Origin of the sequence: uncultured Roseibium sp. (assembly GCF_947494555.1) — a bacterium.
GTDB lineage: Bacteria > Pseudomonadota > Alphaproteobacteria > Rhizobiales > Stappiaceae > Roseibium.
In genome coordinates, this window is record NZ_CANLVF010000003.1 from 360,510 (window position 1) to 383,204 (window position 22,695).

The window sequence follows — 22,695 nt, forward strand, 5'->3', positions numbered from 1 at the left end:
CCGCGCAATTCGCGCGGGCTTTCTTAGTGTCTCGATGAACGATGCGGGTCGCTCCGCATCTTTGGAGAAGCTAAGCTTCCCTCAATTTGCCTGCGATTTGATGAAGCCGTTCACGATGCTGACGATGCCCTTGGACAACAGATCGTCCAACGCGTCGCAGAAGGTGTCGACATTCTCCATCGTGCACACAAGCGGTGGCTCAAGGCGGATGACGTTGCGGTTGTATTCGGTGAATGCCACAAGAATGTCGTAGTCTCTGAGAAGCTGCGCCCCGATGAAGCCGGACAGCGATCCCTTCAGCTTGTCGTCAAGCAGAGACAGCATCGGGCGCAATACCACCGGCATCGTCTTAGAAAAATCCTGGAACTCCAGACCGACCATGAGACCCTGGCCGCGCACGTCCTTGATGATTTTCGGATACTTTTCCTGAAGCGTATTTAACCGCGAAATCAGATGCGCGCCGACACGCGCGGCATTTTCCATCAGGTCTTCGTCGTAAAGGACGTTCAGACCTTCAATCGCCGTGATGCTCGCCTCGCCGATACCGCCGAAGGTTGCCTGTGCGTGGATCATAGCGGTTTTTGGGGAGCCATAGGCCTTCATGTAAACATCGCGCTTTGCGATCATCGCACCGACAGCGGCCTTGCCTGCCCCTAGGGATTTGGCAAGCGCCGTCACGTCCGGAACAACCCCATAGTGTTCGAACGCATAGAACTTGCCTGTCCGGCCATAACCGCACTGTACTTCGTCTGCGACCCACAGAACGTCGTGCTTGTCGCACAGAGCCCGCACGCCCTTCCAGTAGCTTTCCGGCGCAGAAATGATCCCGCCGCCGCCCTGGATCGTTTCCAGAACCACAACGCCGATCTCGGGATCCGATTCAATCGCGTGAGTGAGGGCTTCCAGATCGCCGAATGGAACCTTTACATGATTGTCGACGAGCTTGAAGCTGCCCTGGTAGAGATCAGAGTCAGTCAGCGAAAGAACACCCTTGGTCTTGCCATGGAACGAGTTCCCCGCGTGTACGATCTTGCAGTTTTTGCGCCCGGATGCGCGCTCGGCAACCTTGACCGCCGCTTCCATCGCCTCCGAACCGGAAGACCCGAGGAACACCATGTCGAGGTCGCCCGGCGAACATGCCGCGAGGTTCTTCGCAAGGGCCGATGCGTATTGCGACAGGAAGGCGATCGCAATCTCGTGCCGGCCTTCCTCCTGAAATTTCTGGCGTGCAGCGATTACGCGCGGATGGTTATGGCCATGTGCCAGCGATCCGAAGCCACCGAAAAAGTCCAGGATCCGCCGGCCGTTCTGGTCGACATAGTACATGCCGTCTGCGGTCTCGATCTTGACCTTGTGAAACCCGAGCAGCTTCATGAAATGGAACTGTCCCGGATTGATGTGCTCCTTGAACAGATCGGCCATGGACTGAGGGTCAAGCGCTTTCGCGTCTTCGACCGTCAGGAGATCCGGCTTCGAGCTGTTCTCAGGAGCGGCTTCCAGCTCGGTCTCGGAGAAGTCGGCTTTTACTGCGGTGTTCTGCAACATCAAAATTCCTATTCTGCCGGCTGTGCCGAGCCTTGATCGACGCGGGTGCCGTCATTCTTTTGTGCGCGGTATTCGTCGTAAGCGGCGATCAGCATGTCTTCATCGCGATATGCGGGGACCCAACCAAGATCGCGTTCGCCTTTTGAAACATCCAGAACGCACATTTCATCAGCGATCAGATATTGCTCCGGATCCATGATCGGCATGTTGAGCGCATCGAACAGGTCGAGCGTGCGTTTGACCGCGAAGCCCCAGGTCGGGATCAGGATCGATTTCGAATGAGCGTGCTTGACCAAATCGCCAAGCAGCTTCCTGACGGGCGGCGGATTGATGGATCCCAGATTGTAGGCCTCGTTCGGAACACCGGCCTTCCAGGCCTTGTAAGCCGCATCCGCGCAGTCATAGACGGAAATGAACTGATACGGGTTCTTGCCCGACCCGATCATGGGAACAGGCAGGTTCAAGTCGATCAGCTTGAACAGCTTGGTCAGGATGCCCAGACGGCCCGGCCCGATGATCAGCCGCGGGCGGAACAGCGTGATGTCCATGCCGCGTGCGCGCCACTCGGCTGCCAGGATTTCCGTATCGAGTTTCGACTGCCCGTATTCCCCAAGGGGTGAAACAGGATGGTCTTCGGTCATCGGGTAGGTAACCGTGTGGCCGTACACCATATCGGTCGTGTAGTGGACCAATTTGCTCGCACCTGCGCGGTCCATCGCCTCGATGATGTTCTTCGTTCCGTCGTAATTGACGGGATAGAAAAAATCATGCCGCTTTGCCCTCACCTGGATCGGCGAAAGCATTTTTGCAGACAGATTGTAGACCATATCCCCACTGGTCACCGGCACGGCGGCAACAGCTTCGGGATCGGTCACGTCACAGTCAAGGATCGTCGCCTTTGCGTAAAGATGGCGATGAGTTTGCGCGATATCAGCAACGACGACGTCCTCGCCGTCTTCCAAAAGACGCTTGGCGAGCTGCCGTCCGACAAATCCGTCCCCACCGAAAAGGATGTGTTTCACTTCGAGGTCTCCTTGAGAGCAACTTGTTGGACCTTGGCGTCCGTGTCAGCGCGATCCTGGTTCGAACCGCCTTGCGCAATAAAGGCGGTGCCAACACAAATCAGGGCGATGCCAAAAACCCGCATCGCGTTCAGATCTTCGTGGAAGATGAAGAAGGCGTAGACGGCAACCACCACATAGGCGAGCGACAGGAATGGATAGGCGTAGGACAATTCCACCTTGGACAGCACGTAGAGGTGTGACGCCATTGAAATCACGAAAGTGCACAGGCCGAGAAAGACGAAGGGTGTGAACACCACCTGCAGCAATTTTACGATCAGATTGCTGTGCAGTGTGCTGAAGTCGCCAATCTGCGTCATTCCGTATTTCAACATGATCTGTGCCGCTGCGTTTGTCAGGACGGTAAACAGAATGAAGGGAAGGTAAGTACTCATACAGGCCGTCTCCGCACGGGCTTGATGCAACACCGGCAATATCCTTCGAATTCAATTAAATTATATTAATTTGAAATTCACTCGAGTTACCGTTTTTGCTATGAATAACAAAACATTACTTGATTTCGATAATTTTTCTTTACACAAAAATATATCGTTTACTTATGCGATTCAGCTTAGAGCTGTTCTGCGCCAGAAGTCTGACAACAGCACGGGATCCCGTAACTCTTCGAGCCGTTGCCAGTGCGGGAACGAAGCCTTGAACGTGAACGAAGACATCCGCCGGTCCTTGTACGGGTTCACGGCACCGCCGGCGGCCAGGGTGATCTCGTCGAGTTGCTGCAGAAGCGCGAGGGTTGGCCCGCCTTTGTCAGGGAAGTCGAGCGTGAGTGTGTAGCCGGGGCGCGGAAAACTCATGAATCCAGGGCTTTTCATGGATCCGAAACGCTTCAGAACCGTCAGAAACGATCCATGCCTGCTCGCCTGCGTGCATTCCAGGAGCGACTTCACTGTCTCAAAGCCCTCGCTTTCCGGAATGACACTCTGATGCTGATGCAGCCCCCGCGGACCGTAGAGACGGTTCCAGCGCCCGATCCGGTCGAGCGGAAAGAAGAACTTGTCGGAGGCAACGTCCTTTATCGAACACCCCGCCGGCGCACTGCGAAAATAGGTTTCGTTGAAGAGACTGAGGAAGGGGCCCTGAAGCGGTGTGATGGGAGGCGTGAAGGGGATGGTCAGGCGCGGTCCGGAGGCTTTTTCCTGATATTCACCACTGGCCGCATGATCTCCCGCGATCAGATGACCGCGCCCGAAACGCTTTCCGATGCTGAGAGAGTCGATCCATGCGACCGCGTATTCGTGCTTTTCGTCGGCCGCTTCCGCGAGATCAAAATAGTCCTCGAGGCAATCGAAGCGCGTTGTTTCCTGCCGGATTGACGGCGAAGTTACCTGCATTAACCGAATGGTCGCCGAACGGATCAATCCGGTAAGGCCCAGTCCGCCGATCGTTGCCGCAAAGAGACCGGTTTCATCGCCCGGCCTGATCGAGAGGCTGCCTTTGTCGGTACGGTCAAGGCGGATCTCCTCGACATGGCAGCCGAAGGTGCCCTTGCGATGATGGTTCTTGCCGTGAATATCGTTTGCAATCGCTCCGCCGAGCGTGACGAACTGCGTTCCGGGCAGGACTGCCGGAAACCAGCCATGAAGCGCAACGGCACTGATGATTTCCGACAGAAGAACACCGGCTTCCGCTTCCAGGAGACCTGTCGACTTGTCGAATGTCAGAATTCTGCCTGACGAACGTGTCGCTACGGCGGTTCCAGACGCATTCAGACAGCTGTCCCCGTAACTGCGCCCGTTGCCGTATGGTAGCAGACTCCCCGGTTTACGCGAGGCCGCCAAATAGGCATCGGGCTGCACCTGATCGGTTGCTTCGACCTTCAGACCGCCCCAGCTTTGAACATGCTTTGTCACGCCGGATCACCAGACCGCAGCAATGAGAAACAAAAACGCGCCACACCCGATCATAAACTGACTGCGCCAGTCCTTCAGGATGAACACGATCGGGTCCTCATGCATTTCGTCCCTGCGCGCCAGGATCCAGATACGCATGATGATGTAGAGGATCAGCGGACACAGGAGCCAGATCATCTGCGGAACCGCATAGGCCCGCTCGATTGCCGGACTTTGAATATAAAGCGCGAGAACCAACACCGCCGCGAAGCCCGATGTCATCCCGGCCTGCGAAATCGTCTCAAGGTCCACATGCCGGTACCCGCGCCCGGTGACTGCGCGCGAAGCCGTCTCGCCGACCTGCTGCAGCTCGGTGAAGCGTTTCACGAGCGCGAGGGACAGGAAGAAAAAGACGGAGAACGCCAGCAACCAGAAGGAATATTCGATACTTGCGGCCACACCGCCCGCAAGAACACGGATCGTATAAAGGCCGGCCAGAACAAAGACATCCAATAGCAGCATCCGTTTGACGGAGACGGAATAGGCGGTGGTGATGAAGAGATAGAGCAGCAGGATGCCCGCAAACTCGATCGGCAGAAGCGTTGAAATCGCGAAGGCCACCGCGATGGAAACAAATGCCAGTCCCAGACCGTTCGGAACACTCAATCGTCCGCTGGCAAAGGGGCGCTTCCGCTTTGTCTTGTGATTGCGGTCTGACTCAAGGTCCATCAGGTCATTCAGGATATAGATTGCCGAGGCAGAGAGAGAAAACGCGACAAAGGCCAGGATTGCGCTCAGGAGCACGGAGCCGACGAAGATTTCATGCGCCATGACGGCCGGCACGAAGATCAGCGTGTTTTTGAGCCATTGATGCGGGCGCATTGCCTGAACGGCGGCCTTTACCTGGCTTTCCGAGGCTTCGATCCGGTTGGCACCGGATTGCTTCTGCCAACGATTGGCGGCGCGGTCCGGTGCGACGACTGTCGCCTCCGAGGCTGCCTCGAACAAGCAAACGTCCTGATGCGAGTTGCCGTAATACTCAAAACCGAGGTCACCGGCTTCCGCTTCGATACGCTCAAGCTTGCGCCCTGATGTGAGATTGGTTTCCTCGTCCGAGGCGAGCACGCGATCAAAGAGAGCAAGATGGTCGGCAACGGCGTGGGCGAGTTTCTCGTTCGAGCCCGTTGCCAGGACAAGCTGCCGTCCCAGCGCTTTTTGTGCGCCCAATTGCTCCACGACCTCGGCCCGGTAAGGCAGAACCGTCACATCGATCCCGGCTGCTTCCGCCAGCCGCGCCTTCGTATAGGCGATGCCTCTCAAGACCCATCCGAACAGCGCGAACACGATCAGGGGATTACGACGCAAGGACTGAAACAGGCTCTCCCAGAGCAGATCGGTCCGGAGCAACGTTCCGTCCAGGTCCACATAGATTGTCCTGTTTGAAGTCTCTAGGCGCTGATCCATCAAGCAGACGTCCCGAGCTCAAGCGCTGCCACAGCCCCCACTGGAGCTTCACGGCGCCAAACTCTTTCCCTGTTGGTCACTATCGATGCACACTATTCGTGCTTAATTTTCACCAGAACTAGCGCGAATTTCTTATCATGCGCTTTAGAGCGAAGTGAAAGAACACGATTTCGGCCGCATTTTACGCAAATTATGCAAATTTTTGACAAGCCGATGCCAATATACTTATCGAATGATGAATCCTAAAAAGAGAGTTTTACTTAGAAGCCGATTTGAAAATTAATATTTGGACTTTGGAAAAGCTGCAAAGTCGATGTGACCGATCGTGACGCGAATATCACCGGACCGCATTTGCGTCAGATGTTGCGACCGCCACTCTTCCAGAACCTCGTGCGACGTTCCGTTTTTCAGGCCGACTCCGGACCAGCCCGACAGGAACTCGTCCAAAAATGCCTCGTCGGCGGGCCCGACAACCCAGTCGGATGTTCCCTTGACGACTTCGTAGCCCCTTGCCTTGAACAATTCGATTGCCCGCTCGGCTGCCAGAGGCCCTAGGGCGGGACCAAAGCCCTTGTCCAACCGCTGGTCGCTGTTCAGAGCATCCAGCATCGTTTGATCCAGCGATGCCGGCGGAGCAAAGGTTATGCGCCCGTCATAGGTCAAACTGGCCAGAAACGGCTTTTGCACCCGGACGACACAGTCGACAAGGCGTACCAGAAAATCATCCGAAACGAGATCCAGGAAAGCCGAAGTCGTGATGGCATCCACATCTGGAAATGGAAGATCTTCGAATTTGGCGGCCAGATCGACCTGACGAAGCGAAAGCTCCCCCTGGAGTTGCTGCTGCCAACGTTCGTGCGCAACCGCAATAAGATCAGAATCATGATCGGTCAGCGTCCACGTAGTGTCAGCCGGCAACTGGTCTTTCAGGGCAGCTACCGTCGACCCTGCGCCGCTGGCAAGATCCAGGAGACGCGGAGAGCTTGCAGGCAATTGTTTCAGGAAGGCCGTTTCGACGTCCTGGTTCCTGGCGGCAAGATCCAGCGGCTCTCTCAAGGCCAGCCATTTAGAGGAAAATCCGCTCATTTCTCCGCACCCTCCAATGCCCCGGCAAACCTTGTCGCTGCGTCCCGCCAGTCAGGCAATGCAGCGGCAGCCATCTCGGCAGCCTGCGCCATGTCGCGCCTTGCATTTGGATCGCTCAAAAGCAGTTTGAGAGCGCTTCCAAGCCTTTCTGTATCCTCTATGCCGCAGTAAATCGCGGCGTCTTCCGGCAGCGTGTCTTCAACCGCACCGCCGCCACTGCCGATCACCGGCAACCCGTGCGCCAACGCTTCGGTATAGGCCATTCCGTATCCTTCATAACGACTGGCAAGAACGAACACGTCGGCACTGCGATAGAAGCCCGGAAGGTCGCAAGGGGCAACCGCGCCGTGAAACGTTACGCGTTCGGTCAGGCGGTGTTCCGGCAGGCTCGAAACCAATGCTGCATGGCACGCCGGATCCGCGTCAAGGCCGCCGACAATGTCGAGATGCCAATCGTATTCCTGCAGATTTGCCAGCGCAGAAAAAAGCAGATCGTACCCTTTTCGCGGCACCACGGTGCCAACGGAAAGCAGCCGCACTTGCTCCGACGCGCTTCTTTGGATCCGGCCGTGTTTTTCCGTTCCGGGCAGAATGACCGAAATGGATGCCTGCGCAATCCCGAACAGGTCCATGACCTGGTCGGCGGTCGCATGACTGGTCACGATGACATGGTTTGCATGGGACAGGGCCTTGCGCTCGCTATCGAGCAAAGCCTCCGACTGCTCAGGCGAAAGGCCGGTTTCCCGGCAGAGTGGATGATGCACCAGCGCCACGAGCTGCAAGCGGCCGGTCAAGGCAGACGCTATGTCCGCCATGGTACCGAATGCCAACCCGTCCACCACCAGCAGCGCCTCCTCAGGTAGCCGGGCAAGCATGTCGCGGCTTTTGGCAAGGGTCGATTGCGACGGGAAGGGAAACCCGTCTCCAAGCGAAATCAGTTCAACGGACCAGCCCAGATCACGAAGCCCGGCAATGATCTGGCGGTCGTACCCATACCCGCCCGTCGGCGTGTCCAGGTTGCCCGGATAGGCGAAAAACAGCTTTTTCATTGCCGATCAGATTTTGGCTTCGTACCAGGCACGCGCAACGTGAGATTCCGAAATGGTCACCCGGATCGCATCGAGTTCACTGCCGGACCTGCCGAGGCGATTGTCGCGGGCGGCCTTTGCGAGATGATCGTGGATGTGCTTGGTCAGGAATTCGGTGGTCGTATTCACGCCGGCAAACTCGGGCACGTCGTCGAGATTTTTGTAATTCAGGGGCCCCAGGACCTCCTTCAATGCTTCGTGCGCGCGGCCGATGTCGATCACCACGCCGTTGTCATCCAGTTTTTCGGACAGAAATGCAGCATCTATGACAAATGTCGCCCCGTGCAGGGCCTGCGCGGGACCGAACAGCTCCCCCTTGAAGGAATGGGCAATCATGACATGGTCGCGAACTTCAACAGCAAACATATTTCGAGGTTCCTGAGACTTCTGGTCGAACTGGTTGGACGGGGCGGGGAGCACCTTCTAGCAGATCTGCTCCTCATAAACGACAAGAGCGGCCAGGACATCTGACGCCTTGTTCAACACTTCGGGAAGTTGCTCCGGCAGATTTTGAAATGCAATCCTGTGCGTGATCAGATGATCAAGTACCGGGTCCGCGAGGAGCGACATTGCCGTTTCCAGACGCCGCCGGTAGGTCCATCTGGGCTGGCGCTCAAACGGGATCGTTCCGACCTGACTGGAGATAAGCTTAAGGCGCCGGCTGTGGAAGTCGGCGCCCAGGGAAACAGCAACGTTTCCAGCACCATACCAACTCATTTCAACGATGGACGTCCCATCTCCGGCGCATTCCAGTGCCGTCGCCAAGCCTGCCGCGCTGGCGCTTGTGTGAAACACGATGTCCTGATCTCGCGGCGCATTTTGCGGCAGTGCAAAATAAAGTCCGAGTGCGTTCGCAGATTCTGCACGCTCAGGGTTTGTATCAATGACGGTGACGGTTGATCCGGGCAGTTTGCCTGCGACGTATGCGGTCAGGAGGCCGACAACGCCGCCTCCAACCACGCAGATGTGATCCCCAGGTGATGGTTTTCCGTCCCATATAGCGTTAAGCGCTGTTTCCATATTGGCTGCAAGAACAGCACGTTCTGGCGAAACACCATCAGGAACCGGCACGCAAGAGTTGGCAGGGAGAGTGTAGACGTTTTGATGTGGGTAGAGGGAAAAGACGGTTCGGCCGACCAGAGCTGTGTCTCCTTCCAGAACCGTGCCGACGCTGGAATATCCGTATTTAACCGGAAACGGGAAGTCTCCTTTCTGAAACGGCGCACGCATTCGCTGCCATTCGCTTTGCGGAACCTGCCCACGAAAAACGAGGCCTTCCGTGCCGCGACTTACGCCGCTATAGAGTGCTTTCACGAAAACCTCTCCAGGTTGCGGCCGTTGAAGCGGAACCCGTTCAAGGCTGCATCGCTCACTTTCCTGATACCACAAAGCGCATGGCTCGGGTGTGCCGCGCGTCACCACCTCTTTTTCCGTCATTCCCGTACCGTTCCACTCACTCAATTAGCTCCTGTCAATTTTAGGACATTTTGACATGTGCACTATCGCCACGATTGCCCGGATTGGAAGTCAAAAAAATGTTTCGAGTCTCTGACATCTCCCATTCAGACAAATCTGCGACACGCATGACTGTCAGGCGAGTGATCTTCGCGTCGCTGCTGGCAATCAGTTTCATCGGACTTACGGCATTGATGGCGGTGACGCTGTCACCGGGTGGTCTTCAGCCACTTGATCTGTTCATCCTGGTCTGTTTCATGGTGACCCTGCCATGGACAATAATCGGGTTTTGGAACGCCGTTATCGGCTTGCTGATCATGAGGCTGTCCCGCGATCCTGTGACGGCGGTATGCCCCATAAAACCAGGTGTTCCGGATGCGCAGCTTACAAGTTCGACAGCGCTTTTGTCCTGCGTGCGCGACGAGGACGTGGATAGCCTAGAAACAAATCTGAGCGCGATGGTAACCAACCTTATCCGGTCCGGATATGCGCCGCATTTCACGCTCTACGTACTCAGTGACACGTCAATCGATGCCATTGCACTGCAAGAGCAGGAAATGAGCGCCCGCATGTCGGAACGCTTTCAGGGGCAAATGGACGTCATCTATCGGCGCCGCTCTCTGAATACGGGCTTCAAGGCCGGCAACATCGAAGATTTCTGCGACCGTTGGGGCGATGAGCACGATTTCGCGCTGGTCCTTGATGCCGACAGCTACATGTCAGCCAATGCGATTGCCACGCTTGTTCGCCGCATGGAAGCAAATCCAAATCTGGGTATCCTGCAAAGCCTCGTTGTCGGCCTTCCTACCGACAGTGCCTTCGCACGGGTGTTCCAGTTCGGAATGCGGCTTGGTATGCGCTCCTATACGATCGGCAGTGCCTGGTGGCAGGGCGACTGCGGTCCCTATTGGGGACATAACGCCCTTCTGCGCCTGAAACCCTTCAAGGAGCATTGCCGGCTGCCGGTGCTGCCCGGCAAGGGACCGCTTGCGGGCACGATCCTGTCTCACGACCAGGTTGAAGCGGTTCTCATGCGCCGCGCAGGCTACCAGTGCCGCGTTTTGCCGCTTGAAACAGGCAGCTATGAAGACAATCCGCCCCATCTTCTGGAATTTATCCGAAGGGATCTGCGCTGGTGTCAGGGGAACCTTCAGTATCGCCGCCTGATCGGCATGAAAGGCCTCAAGCCGGTCAGCCGCGTGCAATTGTTCCTGGCAATCTTGATGTTCCTCGGCTCGCCGGCCTGGATCGGCTTCATGGTCGCAGCGGCGGTTCTGGGCATGACCACCGATTATGCACCCTATCGTGCAGACACCGGCGTGGTGATTTTCTTCACCGTCCTCGGAATGGTTTTTGCGCCGAAGATCGCGACGGTTGCCGACGTCCTGGCCCGCCGCGATCTGAGAAAAGCTTTCGGCGGTCCCGTCAGGGTGCTGATCAGTTTCGGTTCGGAAATCGTTTACTCGGCGATGCTGGCGCCAATTATGGCTGTCGCCCATACCCTGTTCATGGGTGGCCTCGCGGTCGGCAAAACCATCGGCTGGGGTGCACAGGCGCGCGGCGTCGCACGGCTTCCGATCCCGCTGGCAGCCGCCAAGCTCTGGCCGCAAACGCTTTTCGGTCTCGCAGGCCTTGTCTGGATTTCGTCACAGCCGATCGAACTTGTGTGGCCGATAATTCCGGTGGCCATCGGGCCGCTGCTGGCAATCGGGATTGCCGTATCGACGTCTACGAAGTTTCTTGGAAAGCTTGGCATCCGTTCGACACTCTGGCGCATCCCGGAAGAAACACGCCCACCAGCCGAACTGTCTGATCTGCACTTGCCTGCGCTCGCACAGCACACGGCACCAGCCGACGCACAGACCGGTCTGGTTCAGGGCGATCCGAAACCGGCAGAAATCTAAAAGAAAAGACCGGCGAGAGCCGGTCTTTTTCATGCCTGACCAGATAGATCGATCAAGCTGCGTTTGAAGACGCCAGAGGCTGAATCAGAAAATCGTAGATTTCTTCTGCGTCGGCAGAACCACGAAGGCCCTGTGTCACGGTTGCATCCCGAAGCTGGCGTGCGATCCGGGCCAGTGCCTTCAAATGGTCCGCGCCAGCCCCTTCAGGCGCTAGCAAAAGGAACACAAGGTCGACGGGCTGATCGTCCAGAGCATCAAAATCAACCGGCTTTTCCAACTTGGCAAAAAGGCCAACCAGACGGTCCAATCGCGTCAGTTTGCCGTGCGGGATCGCAATCCCATGGCCGACACCGGTGGAGCCCAATCGCTCGCGCTGAAGCAGTGTGTCGAAAATTTCGCGTTCCGAAAGACCGGTCAGGCCCGCAGCGTGCGCGGACAGTTCCTGAATTGCCTGTTTCTTGCTTTTGGCCTTCAAGCCGGCAATCACCGCGTCTTTACCCAGAAGATCGCTAAGATCCATTAGTAAGCCTACAAGTTTCGGAAGCCGGCCCCGGCATGGAAGCCGGCTTCTTCCGCATCATCTATTCAGCAGCTTCACCAGCAACCAACGCTGGGTCTATCCACCCTATATTGCCATCCGGCCTGCGGTAGACAACATTAACACCGCCATTTGCCGCATTTTTGAACATAACAACCGGCGCTTCGGTTAGATCCAGCTCCATTACAGCCATGCCGACTGTCATGGTTTTCACCTTGGCCGAGGTCTCCGCAATGACGAGCGGATTGAAATCCACGGGGACTTCCTCGTCATCCTCCGGCGAGGCCAGCACGTAAGAAGCCGCTTCAAACGCCTCGCGGCCATTACCGTTGTGGCTATGATGGTCCTTCAGCTTGCGCTTATACCGCCGCAACCGTTTTTCGATCTTGTCCGCTGCAGAATCAAAACTGTTGCGCGGATCCTGATCCTGAGCCGACACCTGTAACACGATTCCCGTGTCGAGGTGCAGGCTGCATTCAGACTTAAAGCCTGTGCCCTCCCTGCTGAGCGTAACGTGGCCAGTGAATCCGCCCGTGAAGTATTTCGACAGGGCATCTTCGATCCGGTCTGTGATGTGCTCGCGCAGTGCATCGCCCACATCCACATTTTTACCCGAAATCCGCAAAGCCATGGGGACCTCTTCTTTTTCTATTGGCCGATAAATCATCAGCTTGCGCCGATGTCGAGACGCGAAACGTCTCAAGTCCACAGAATGGACCAGTCAGCGCTCAAGCGCCATCCCCTCATTACGTCATGAGGGCGGTGCTATAATTGCGCTAACGCAAAGTGTCAATTCTAAATAAATAGGTCGCCGCACCCTCGGTGAAAATGGTGTGTTCCCGACAATTTGTTCGGGAAAACAATCCGGAAATCCGCTGGAAATTGCCGTCGTTTTATCCGGCGACCGGACCTGACGGCATTCGGGCTGACAGTAGAAACCTGCGGGCTAGATTTTGGTGTTCTTTTCACGTCTGCGCTGTACCGACGACCCGATTTTCATGGCCTCTCGGTATTTTGCCACAGTCCTGCGCGCAATATCGATGCCGTCGTCCTTGAGAATTTTGACGATCGTGTCATCGGACAGGATAGCCTTTGGATCTTCGGCGTCGATCATCTGCTTAATGCGATGCCTTACAGCTTCTGCCGAATGCGAATCCCCGTCGGCGGTTCCGGAGATGGCCGAAGAGAAAAAATACTTGAGTTCGAAGATCCCGCGCGGTGTCGACATGAACTTGTTGGATGTCACGCGGCTGACGGTTGATTCATGCATGCTGATCGCTTCGGCAATCGTCTTCAAATTGAGTGGCCTGAGATGCGCAATGCCGTATGTCAGGAAACCGTCCTGCTGGCGCACAATTTCAGTGGATACCTTGAGGATGGTCTTGGCGCGCTGGTCAAGGCTCTTTGCAAGCCAGTTCGCGGTCTGAAGGGAGTCGGTTAGATATTCCTTCTCGGTTTCGTTGCGCGCCGTCTTGATGACTTTGGCAAAGTAGGTCTGGTTCACCAGTACCTTCGGCAGCGTGTCGGAATTCAGCTCTATCGCCCATGTCCCGTCATTTGCAGGGCGCACGAACACGTCAGGAACTACGGGCTGGACGAGCGACGACCCGAAAACGCTGCCCGGCTTGGGATCCAGCGCCCGGATCTCGGCGATCATCTCCACAAGATCCTCATCGTCGACGCCGCAAATTTTCTTCAGCGCGGCAAGTTCGCGCTTAGCGAGCAGCTCGATATTGTCGATCAGCGCTTCCATCGCCGGGTCGAACCGGTTCTTGTCGACCAGCTGAAGTTTCAGGCACTCCGCCAGATTTCGTGCAAAAACACCTGCTGGTTCAAAGGATTGAAGGACCGTGAGTACCGTCTCGACGCGTTCGGCTTCGACGCCAAGCTGTTCCGCCGTGTCTTCAAGATCCTGGTAGAGATAACCGTTTTCATCAAGTGAGTTGATCAGATGACCGGCAATCAACCGGTCAGCCTCGTCGCTTAACGCCAGATGCATCTGCTCTTCGAGCGATGTTCCAAGGGAGGTTTCTTCTGCTACGAAAGCTTCAAGATTATAGTCCTCAGACGCCGCGCCGCTCGAAGCGTTCTTGTAGCTGTCACCCGATTTCAAAAGCGCCGGGTCCGGTGATGCCGGGACGCCGGGTTCGTCCGGGAACACGTTGCCAAGATCCGTATCCATACGCGATGCAATGGCTTCCGATCCCGTTTCAAGATCGTTTTGCATCCAATCGCCGGAATTTGGTTCGTCGCCAGACCCGGCTCCCGCATCGTGCGGCTCTGTCGATTGTTCGGTTGCGCCGGACGCCTCGCCGCTGTTTGGCTCTGCCGGCTCGCCGTCGCTCTTTTCGAGCAGCGGATTGCGCTCCAGCTCTGCCTCGACATACGAAACCAGGTCAAGGTTGGACATCTGCAGGAGCTTGATTGCCTGCATCAGTTGCGGCGTCATCACCAGTGACTGGCTTTGCCGCATTTCCAACTTGGTTGAAATGGCCATCGAGTTCCCGGGCGCCTATCAGCTACGTGTGGTCTGCTTTTTGCTTATATCTTGCAGAACCGAACTATACCCTAGCTCGACACTCGTCATCAAAGCGTAAATTGCTCGCCAAGATAAAGCCTGCGCACATCCGGGTTCGTGACAATCTCCTGTGGCAGGCCTTCGGTCAGAACTTCCCCTGCCGCAATGATATAGGCCCTGTCGATCAGTCCAAGGGTCTCGCGCACATTGTGGTCCGTGATCAGGACGCCAATGCCACGCTGCGTCAGGTGTCGGACCAATTGCTGGATATCGCCAACTGCAATCGGGTCGATCCCGGCAAATGGCTCGTCAAGCAGCATGAAGGATGGGCGGCTGGCGAGCGCTCGCGCAATTTCGACACGCCGTCTTTCGCCGCCGGACAAGGCGATACTCGGCGACTTGCGCAAGTGGGTCAGCCCAAACTCCGCCAGAAGCGAATCGAGTTCCTCACGGCGTTTTTGACGGCTGGGCTCAATCACTTCAAGGACCGCTCGAATGTTCTCTTCGACGGTCAGGCCACGGAAAATCGACGCTTCCTGCGGCAGGTATCCAATACCGAGACGCGCCCGGCGGTACATGGGCATCCGCGTGATGTTGAAGCCTTCCAACAAGATCTGTCCCTGATCCGGCCGGATGAGGCCAGTGATCATGTAGAAAGTCGTGGTCTTGCCGGCACCGTTCGGCCCAAGCAACCCGACCGCCTCGCCCGGCTTAACCGACAGGCTGACATACTTGACCACCTGACGGCGGCCATAGGTTTTTCCAATCCCTTCGACCACCAGCGCCTGTGACAGATCGTCTTCAGACAAATCAGGTTCCGGCATTTGTCCGTGCAGTCCGTTGAAATCCGAAGACGTTCTTTTCACCTATCAAAAATCCAATCAATCTTAACCTGCGCATCAACTTAACGGTCCGCCGATAAAATGCCGGCGCTCCTTAACGGGTTCAGTTCTCTTCGACGCTGTTCGGCAAGATGCGCACCTTGACCCGTCCGCCGCCACCTTCGGAGTCGGACAGTTTCCCCTTTGCAGCCGTCAGGTTTGCCTGACCGGTTTTGAGGTTCACAGTCAGCTTGTTGCCGACAACCACGTTCGGGCCCTGGCTCAACACGACCTCACGGCCCGTCATAACCATGATTTCCTTTGTCATGTCGAAGCTTGCGGCATCGCCCTTTGCGGTTTGGTCTTTCGACGTCACAAAGACACCGCCTTCAGCCTCAAGGCGGGAAATACGCTGCTGGACCGCACCCTCGTCGGCCGAAGCACCGGAACCGGCATAGAAAACCTTGAGACGTTCGGTTTTGAGGCTGGTCTCGCCCTGGATGACGACAACGTCACCGACGAATGTCGCCGTGTTGTTGTTGTCTTCCACTCTCAGCTCGCTCGCTTCGATCTCGATCGGCTCACCATCATTCGATCCGAACCCGGCAAAAGAGTCGGTAAATGTCTGCGCTTGCGCGGCGGCGGCAAAAACAGCTGCTGCGGCGGCAATTGTAAAGCGCTTCAAAAAAGTCATCTGCTACTGTCCTTCCGATGCCGGATTAATGGTCATCCTGACGCCATCTGAAAACCGGACGAGACCCTTCGCCTTATCATATGAAAGATTGCCGGATTGAATATGGCCCTGATCGGAGCGGATGGAAACAGGCTCCGAGGTGCTCATCGCGCCATCCTTCAAATCAACTTCGACTTCCGACATGTCAACCGTATAGCCCTCGCTCCACTCGATCTGAATCCCTTCATACAGGCGCAAGGTTTCCGCCGCGTTATTGTAAATTCCCTTCAATGCGACGATCTCCGCGCTCTCGTCTTCACTCAGGACGATGTCGGCGCGTATTGTCTCCAGATCGATAATCCGCGGGTCGCTCAGTCTTTGGATCGCCCGGCGGGCGGTCACCTTGTATGACCTTTCCCCATCGTGACCGGAGAGCTCGGGGTGGTCCATGACCAGTCCGTCACTGGTCAGCATCATGTTTGCCGCGCCAAACCCACTCAACAGATTGAACAGAACGACCATTCCGATCATCACGGCCAGTATCAACAGACCAATGCCCGGGAACAACCAGCGCAAAACGCGCACCAGCACGCTGTGGCGGCGGGCTGCCCGCTGCGCACGGTTGAACTGATGTCTGGGGGCTACCTCCCCAATTTGATCACTGATGACGCTCAACACTGTCTCCAATCACGACACCCTGGCTGCGGTACCGTTACCCGTCCGCCCGATCAGGAATGCGCGAATATGTCGTTCTCTTCCCAGCCCTTCAGGTCGAGTTCTGCACGGGTCGGCAAAAACGCGAAACAGGCTTTTGCGATATGCGACCTTTCTTCCCGAGCGAGCATGAACTCCAGTTTCTCTTTCAAGGCATGCAGATGCAGGACATCTGATGCCGCATAGGCCAATTGGGCATCAGACAGTTTTTCCGCCGCCCAATCAGAACTTTGCTGCTGCTTCGACAACTCAACGCCCAGGAGTTCACGTGTGATGTCCTTCAAACCGTGCCGGTCCGTATAGGTCCGCACGAGCTTGGAAGCGATCTTGGTGCACCAGACAGGCTCGACTTCGATGCCTAGATAGTGCCGCAACACGGCAACATCAAACCGCGCGAAATGAAAAATCTTCGGTTTGGACGCATCGGTGAACAGGCGTGCAAGGTTTGGCGCCTCGGTTTGACCGCGCGCAATCTGGACGACATCCGCAGTTCCGTCACCCGGCGACAACTGCACGACGCAAAGGCGGTCCCGGTGCGGATTGAGGCCAAGGGTCTCTGAATCTACCGCGACGGCGCTTGCGGTTTCGTATGTTTTCAGATCAGGAAGGTCACCCTTGTGGTACCGGATGGTCATGCTGCGTCGTCTCCTGTTGCATGGCTGGCTTTGCTTTATAACGCCCCATGATTGACCGTCAGGTAAAACATGCTGGCGGTTGTGGCAAGCAGATTGCTGCAGCGAAACATTGAACAGGGTGCGTGAAAATGCGCGAGAACTTATTTCTTGACGCGGAAGACCTCGTGACAGGATTTGCACGTTCCCGCCATTTCAGCAAAATCGGACATAATCGAATTCCGGTCCGCATCTGTCCTGGCGCCGTCGCCAAGCTTGAGAGCGGACGCCTTCAAACGTTCCGCCAATTGCGAAAAGTCCTTCCAGTCCGTCCAGATCGCCGGGCTCGCCTCCGTTGGAGATTGCAGGCTGCCTTTCGGAAACAATCGTGTCATCGCCTCCCCTGCATGATCGGCAATAACTTCGCCAGCATTCGCGATAGCTTCGCCATCGTACGGAATTTCTTCTTTCAGCATTCGGCCGACCGTTTTCACGTTCCGGCTGATTTCCGTCATGGCATCCATGCGCTCCTTCACGACACCCATGGCGCCGCTGTGGGCCCAGGCCGTTACCAGGCTCAAGAAGCAAACCGAAACCGAGAGCAGCGCGCCAATCAGTTTTCTGTTCATCAACTCTTCCCGTCCTTCCCTGAAGTGTCCCGTGGACCGGTTTCGCCCGCCAGGTCATCAATGATCGGGCATTCCGGACGGTTATCACCGTGGCAGGCGTCCGACAGTGTTGCCAACACCCGTTTGAGCGATCTCAATTCCTCGATTTTCCGCTCAACTTCCCGGATCTTTGCACGGGTCAGAGCCTTGACATCCGCACTCGCCCGGTTCCGGTCCTCGTAAAGCGAAAGCAGGTCACGGCACTCGTCAATCGAAAAGCCCAGATTTCTTGCCCGTTGCAGAAAGGTCAATCTCTGGACATCCGTTTCTGAAAAATCCCGATAGCCATTGCCGCTGCGCGTCGGTTCGACAAGACCGATTTCCTCGTAGTAACGGATCGTCTTGGCGGGCAAACGGCTCAATTCGGAAGCGGTGCCGATGTTCATGTTACGGGTCTCACAGTTTCAAACTGCGCAATCGCAGCGCATTGCCAATAACGGAAACAGATGAAAGGCTCATCGCTGCCGCCGCAAGCATGGGAGACAACAATACCCCGAAGACGGGATAAAGCACGCCGGCGGCAATCGGAACACCGACAGAGTTGTAGGCGAATGCAAAAAAGAGATTTTGCCTAATGTTCCGCACGGTCTCGCGGGCCAGGGTGCGGGCACGCAAAATTCCCTCAAGGTCGCCCTTCAGAAGTGTCAGCCCTGCACTTTCGACGGCGACATCGGCACCGGTGCCCATCGCCAGTCCAACATCTGCGGCAGCAAGCGCGGGTGCATCATTGACCCCGTCACCAGCCATCGCCACTACGTGACCTTTGGATTTCAGATCCTCGACCAGCTGTTGCTTGCCTTCCGGCAATACGCCCGCCCTCACATCATCAATCGCGAGCGTAGCTGCGACGGCGTCTGCGGTCGGCTTTGCATCGCCTGTCGCCATGACGATCTTCACACCGTCGAGGTGTAAGGCGTCTATCGCCGCCTTGGCATTTTTCTTCACCGGGTCCGCGACCGCTATGACGCCCTGCAGAAAGACCTGCCCGCCAAACTCCTGGACAAGAAACATCGCGGTCTTGCCGAGCGCCGACAGCTCCTCGGCGCGCTCAGACATGCCGCTGATATCAGCTCCAGATTCCGCCGCAAATTGACTGTTGCCAAGGAACACACGGCTGCCACCGATCCGTGCGGTTACCCCCTTGCCGGTCATCGACTGGAAATCCTCGACCTCCGGCAGACTGATCTGCCGCGCGTTTGCGCTGCTGAGAATAGCCTCGGCAAGCGGATGTTCCGATCCCTTTTCGAGCGCACCCGCGAGCTCCAGCACCTGTTCTTCAGTCATGCCGGAAGCCGGCAGAATGTCGCTGACAACCGGCCGTCCCTCCGTCAGCGTGCCGGTCTTGTCGACGACGATCGTATCAACAGCGGCAAGGCGCTCCAGACTTTCCGCCGACTTGACGAGAACGCCGGCCTGCGCTCCCCTGCCGGTCGCGGTCATAATCGACATCGGGGTGGCCAGTCCAAGCGCACAGGGACATGCAATGATCAGGACGGATACAGCCGCAATCACGGCATGTACCAGGGAGGGGCTGGGGCCAAAAATGAGCCAGACACAAAATGCCAATACCGCGATGGCAACGACTGTGGGCACGAAGTAACCTGCAACGCGATCCGCAAGGCCCTGAATTGGCGCGCGCGAGCGCTGCGCCGACGCGACCATATCGACGATTTTGGCAAGCATCGTATCAGTACCGACATGCTGCGCCGCCATGACGAATGTGCCGGATTTGTTGATCGTTCCACCGGTCACGTGGTCTCCCACGCCCTTTTCCACCGGAAGCGGTTCACCGGTCACAAGGCTCTCATCGATCGAAGACGCTCCATCCAGCACAACGCCATCCACCGGAACCGAGTCGCCCGGACGAACACGCAACCTGTCTCCTGCAAGGATATTTTCGAGCGGGGCGTCATATTCCTCGTTGTCGCCGATAATGCGCCGGGCCGTCTTGGGGGCAAGATCAAGCAAGGCGCGAATGGCATCACCCGTTCTTTCACGCGCGTTCAACTCGAGCACCTGACCGACGAAGACCAGCGCGACAATCACGACGGCAGCTTCAAAGTAAACCGGGAGGTGGCCGCTTGCCCCTTTAAGCGTTTCAGGAAAGAGAAACGGCATGAATGCCGCGGTCATGGAATAAAGATATGCAGCACCCACCCCGATCATGATCAGGGTCCACATGTTGAAGTGGCGGGTAACGAGTGAGGTCCAGCCCCGCTGGAAAAACGGTAGGGCAGCCCAAAGAACCACAGGCGTTGCCAGAATCGCTTCCAGATAGATCGCAACGCCTTCACCGATCCAGTCGCGTATCGGCACACCAACCATCGGTCCCATCGTCAGAATGAGCAGGGGAATGGCGGCAAAGACGCTTACCCATAAGCGCCGGGTAAAGTCGATGAGTTCATGATTGGGTTCGTCGGACACCCCGCTCATCGGCTCCAGGGCCATGCCGCAGATAGGACAGGTGCCTGGACCTTCCTGCACGATTTCCGGGTCCATCGGGCAGGTGAACAGCGTCGCGGATCCCGATTGTTCCGCTTCCAGCCGTTTCTTTTTTTCGTTGTTGCCGGAGAGGTAAAAGTGTGGGTCGGTCTCGAACTTGTCGTGGCATTTGGGATTGCAGAAATGATAGTCGTGGCCCTTGTAACGCAGGGTCGGCTTGCCTTTCCCAAGCGTCACCGACATCCCGCATACGGGGTCTTTCGCGTGGCCTGCGTGGTTCGCTTCATCCGGGGCGACGGCGGTTTCCTGCATGACTTTGCTATTCTTTCGCTGTTTGCTCTCCTGTCAGTTAGGGCTTCCAGTCACTGGAAGGTCAATCGGAAAAACCGCGCATGTGCCTTGCGCGGACCGTTTTCCGAAACCGCGAGCAGAATCGTCAGTCTGACTGGCTCTTCAGACTGGCCATCAGATTGTGGAATTTTTCACCCTGCACCGCGACATGGTTGCGCAACGCGTTGGCTGCTTCCTCCGGCTCCCCGCGCGCCAGAGCGTCGACGATTGCCTCGTGCTCAGCCATTGACTGGGCCATGCGCCCTCTGAACTTCAGCTGTTGACGCCGAAAAGGTTTCAGGCGCTTGTGTAGTTTTGCCGCTTCCTGTTCCAGAAAGCTGTTGCCGGATTGGCGGTAGATCGTTTTGTGAAAACGCTCGTTTTCGATGTAGTAGCCATCGGTATCCTTCGCTTCCACAGCCATCTGGCACCGGGCGTTCGCGTCCCGAAGCTCCTCAATTGCCACGTCGGAAATCCTGCGTGCAGCCAGACGGCCGCATACGGCTTCCAACTCGGCCATGACCTCGAACATTTCCATCAACTCGATCGGCCCCGGCTGGCGCACGAACGCCCCCCGGCGCGGGACCAGCTCGACCAGGCCTGACAACGCCAGGCGTTGAAATGCCTCGCGCAAGGGTGTGCGGGAGACGCCGAACTTTTCGGCAAGGCGCACTTCGTCAAGACGATCACCGTCCTGAAAAACGCCGCCAAAGATATGTTCTTCCAGCGTTTCAGCAATGTTGTCGGCGCGGCGTTGTTCCATAGCTTTCTTGTAATTCGATCACGCTTAAAACGCAAACTTGAGTTTTTTGTATACAAGATTGTTGACTAAAAATACAGAACGAACGTAAGCTGGAGGCGTCCACTCAGGCAAATGCCCGCTGGACACTTCGGGAGGAAACTATGAAATCAATTATGAAAGGCGCAGTGGCAGCCCTTGCCATCATGAGCTCTGCAACGCTGGTTCAGGCGACAGAACTGCGATTGTCGCACCAGTGGTCCAACAAGGACGTCCGCCACCAGGTGGCGCAGATCGTTGCCGATGAAGTCGCGGCAGCCGATGTCGATCTGGAAATCAAGATCTTCGGCTCAAAGTCCCTGTTCAAGCCGCGCGAGCAATACAAGCCCCTCAGCCGCGGTCAGCTCGACATGACCGTGTTTCCCTTGAGCTATGCCGGTGGTCAGCAGCCAGCGTATAACCTCACGCTGATGCCGGGCCTGGTAAAGAACCACGACCACGCAGCGCGGCTCAGCGACTCACCGTTTATGGAAGCCCTTGAAGCAAAAATGGCTGATGATGACGTCATGGTTCTGGTTCACGGCTACCTGGCCGGCGGATTTGCAGGGACCGACAAGTGCATCACCAGCCCCGATGACGTCAAAGGTCTGCAGACCCGCGCCGCAGGCAAATCCTTCGAACAAATGCTCGCAGGAGCAGGTGCGTCGATCGCCTCCATGGCGTCTTCTGAAATCTACAACGCGATGCAGACCGGCGTTCTTCAGGCAGCAAACACGTCCTCTTCATCGTTCGTGTCCTACCGGATCTACGAACAGGTCAAATGCTACACACCCGCGGGTGAAGTTGCCCTCTGGTTCATGTATCAGCCACTTCTGATGAATAAATCGGCCTTCGAAGGCCTGAATGAAGCGCAGCAGCAGGCGCTTCTCGCAGGCGCTGAAAAGGCCGAAGCATTCTACCTTGCAGAGGCGAAAAAACAGGATGCGGCGTCCGTGCAGGTCTTTGAAGAAGCAGGCGTTGAAATAGCGGAAATGAGCCCGGAAGACTTCGACGCCTGGCGCAAACTGGCAATGGAAACGTCCTACCAGAAGTTCGTTGAGGAAGTGCCGGACGGGCAGGACCTGCTCGACAAGGCTCTCGCCGTAGAATGACACCATAGCTGGCGGCCATTGGCCGCCACGCTTTCTTTCA

22 protein-coding genes are annotated in these 22,695 nt (G+C 56.7%); 2 read left to right on the forward strand and 20 right to left on the reverse strand.

From position 1 onward, the window contains the following. Positions 1–81: 81 nt before the first annotated feature. From Q0915_RS16385 to Q0915_RS16425, 9 genes are all read right to left on the reverse strand, one after another. Positions 82–1,545: an aspartate aminotransferase family protein gene (locus tag Q0915_RS16385; protein WP_299475664.1), complete on the reverse strand. Its 1,464-nt coding sequence runs from the start codon at positions 1,543–1,545 to the stop codon at positions 82–84. Positions 1,546–1,553: 8 nt separating this feature from the next. Next, positions 1,554–2,567 carry an NAD(P)-dependent oxidoreductase gene (locus Q0915_RS16390; protein WP_299475667.1) on the reverse strand — a complete coding sequence of 338 codons (1,014 nt, stop codon included), beginning with the start codon at positions 2,565–2,567 and terminating at the stop codon, positions 1,554–1,556. Further along, entirely contained in the window at positions 2,564–3,001 is a 438-nt protein-coding gene (locus tag Q0915_RS16395) for an EamA family transporter (RefSeq protein WP_299475670.1), read from the reverse strand. Before Q0915_RS16395 ends, Q0915_RS16390 begins: the two co-directional genes overlap by 4 nt. Before the next feature lie 171 nt (positions 3,002–3,172). After that, the gene (locus Q0915_RS16400) at positions 3,173–4,474 is read right to left on the reverse strand and encodes an FAD-binding oxidoreductase (protein WP_299475672.1); all 1,302 of its coding nucleotides are present in this window, start codon (positions 4,472–4,474) and stop codon (positions 3,173–3,175) included. A gap of 6 nt (positions 4,475–4,480) precedes the next feature. Beyond that, positions 4,481–5,917, reverse strand: coding sequence for a UbiA family prenyltransferase (locus Q0915_RS16405; RefSeq protein WP_299475675.1), 1,437 nt, complete (start codon positions 5,915–5,917; stop codon positions 4,481–4,483). 279 nt (positions 5,918–6,196) lie between these two features. After that, positions 6,197–7,003, reverse strand: a complete 807-nt coding sequence (locus Q0915_RS16410) for a class I SAM-dependent methyltransferase (RefSeq protein WP_299475678.1) — start codon at positions 7,001–7,003, stop codon at positions 6,197–6,199. Next, the gene (locus tag Q0915_RS16415) at positions 7,000–8,052 is read right to left on the reverse strand and encodes a glycosyltransferase family 4 protein (RefSeq protein ID WP_299475681.1); all 1,053 of its coding nucleotides are present in this window, start codon (positions 8,050–8,052) and stop codon (positions 7,000–7,002) included. The genes Q0915_RS16410 and Q0915_RS16415 overlap by 4 nt, the downstream gene beginning before the upstream one ends. 6 nt (positions 8,053–8,058) lie before the next feature. Next, positions 8,059–8,457, reverse strand: a complete 399-nt coding sequence (locus tag Q0915_RS16420; RefSeq protein WP_299475684.1) for a 6-carboxytetrahydropterin synthase — start codon at positions 8,455–8,457, stop codon at positions 8,059–8,061. Between the two features lie 57 nt (positions 8,458–8,514). Next, positions 8,515–9,405: a zinc-binding alcohol dehydrogenase gene (locus tag Q0915_RS16425; protein ID WP_299475687.1), complete on the reverse strand. Its 891-nt coding sequence runs from the start codon at positions 9,403–9,405 to the stop codon at positions 8,515–8,517. Between the two features lie 221 nt (positions 9,406–9,626). Between Q0915_RS16425 and mdoH the strand changes: the two genes are divergently transcribed. Further along, positions 9,627–11,450, forward strand: coding sequence for a glucans biosynthesis glucosyltransferase MdoH (mdoH, locus tag Q0915_RS16430; RefSeq protein WP_299475691.1), 1,824 nt, complete (start codon positions 9,627–9,629; stop codon positions 11,448–11,450). Between the two features lie 52 nt (positions 11,451–11,502). Here mdoH and ptsN read toward each other — a convergent pair whose 3' ends face one another. The 11 genes from ptsN to Q0915_RS16485 all read right to left on the reverse strand — a co-directional run bounded on the left by ptsN (position 11,503) and on the right by Q0915_RS16485 (position 21,528). Then, positions 11,503–11,970, reverse strand: coding sequence for a PTS IIA-like nitrogen regulatory protein PtsN (gene ptsN, locus Q0915_RS16435; RefSeq protein WP_299475693.1), 468 nt, complete (start codon positions 11,968–11,970; stop codon positions 11,503–11,505). A gap of 61 nt (positions 11,971–12,031) precedes the next feature. Further along, complete coding sequence (gene raiA, locus Q0915_RS16440; protein ID WP_299475696.1) at positions 12,032–12,619, reverse strand: ribosome-associated translation inhibitor RaiA; 588 nt, start codon at positions 12,617–12,619, stop codon at positions 12,032–12,034. A 315-nt stretch (positions 12,620–12,934) separates the two neighbouring features. Continuing rightward, the gene (rpoN, locus tag Q0915_RS16445) at positions 12,935–14,485 is read right to left on the reverse strand and encodes an RNA polymerase factor sigma-54 (protein WP_299475698.1); all 1,551 of its coding nucleotides are present in this window, start codon (positions 14,483–14,485) and stop codon (positions 12,935–12,937) included. Positions 14,486–14,574: 89 nt separating this feature from the next. Continuing rightward, positions 14,575–15,330 (reverse strand): LPS export ABC transporter ATP-binding protein, encoded by a 756-nt coding sequence (lptB, locus tag Q0915_RS16450; RefSeq protein ID WP_299475701.1) that lies wholly within the window; start codon positions 15,328–15,330, stop codon positions 14,575–14,577. 121 nt (positions 15,331–15,451) lie between these two features. Further along, the gene (locus Q0915_RS16455) at positions 15,452–16,021 is read right to left on the reverse strand and encodes an LptA/OstA family protein (protein ID WP_299475704.1); all 570 of its coding nucleotides are present in this window, start codon (positions 16,019–16,021) and stop codon (positions 15,452–15,454) included. 3 nt (positions 16,022–16,024) lie between these two features. Then, positions 16,025–16,675, reverse strand: a complete 651-nt coding sequence (gene lptC / locus Q0915_RS16460) for an LPS export ABC transporter periplasmic protein LptC (RefSeq protein ID WP_299475707.1) — start codon at positions 16,673–16,675, stop codon at positions 16,025–16,027. Positions 16,676–16,728: 53 nt separating this feature from the next. Continuing rightward, a complete protein-coding gene (locus Q0915_RS16465; protein ID WP_299475710.1) occupies positions 16,729–17,349 on the reverse strand; it encodes a ribonuclease H-like domain-containing protein in 621 nt (206 codons plus the stop codon). A 140-nt stretch (positions 17,350–17,489) separates the two neighbouring features. Then, positions 17,490–17,954 (reverse strand): cytochrome c, encoded by a 465-nt coding sequence (locus tag Q0915_RS16470; protein ID WP_299475713.1) that lies wholly within the window; start codon positions 17,952–17,954, stop codon positions 17,490–17,492. Continuing rightward, on the reverse strand, positions 17,954–18,379 hold the full coding sequence (cueR, locus tag Q0915_RS16475; RefSeq protein WP_299475716.1) for a Cu(I)-responsive transcriptional regulator: 426 nt from the start codon (positions 18,377–18,379) through the stop codon (positions 17,954–17,956). The genes Q0915_RS16470 and cueR overlap by 1 nt, the downstream gene beginning before the upstream one ends. 10 nt (positions 18,380–18,389) lie before the next feature. Beyond that, complete coding sequence (locus tag Q0915_RS16480) at positions 18,390–20,747, reverse strand: heavy metal translocating P-type ATPase (protein ID WP_299475719.1); 2,358 nt, start codon at positions 20,745–20,747, stop codon at positions 18,390–18,392. Positions 20,748–20,871: 124 nt separating this feature from the next. Further along, entirely contained in the window at positions 20,872–21,528 is a 657-nt protein-coding gene (locus tag Q0915_RS16485; RefSeq protein WP_299475722.1) for a GntR family transcriptional regulator, read from the reverse strand. A gap of 140 nt (positions 21,529–21,668) precedes the next feature. Between Q0915_RS16485 and dctP the strand changes: the two genes are divergently transcribed. Beyond that, positions 21,669–22,655: a TRAP transporter substrate-binding protein DctP gene (gene dctP, locus Q0915_RS16490; RefSeq protein ID WP_299475725.1), complete on the forward strand. Its 987-nt coding sequence runs from the start codon at positions 21,669–21,671 to the stop codon at positions 22,653–22,655. The last annotated feature ends 40 nt before the right edge of the window (positions 22,656–22,695 follow it).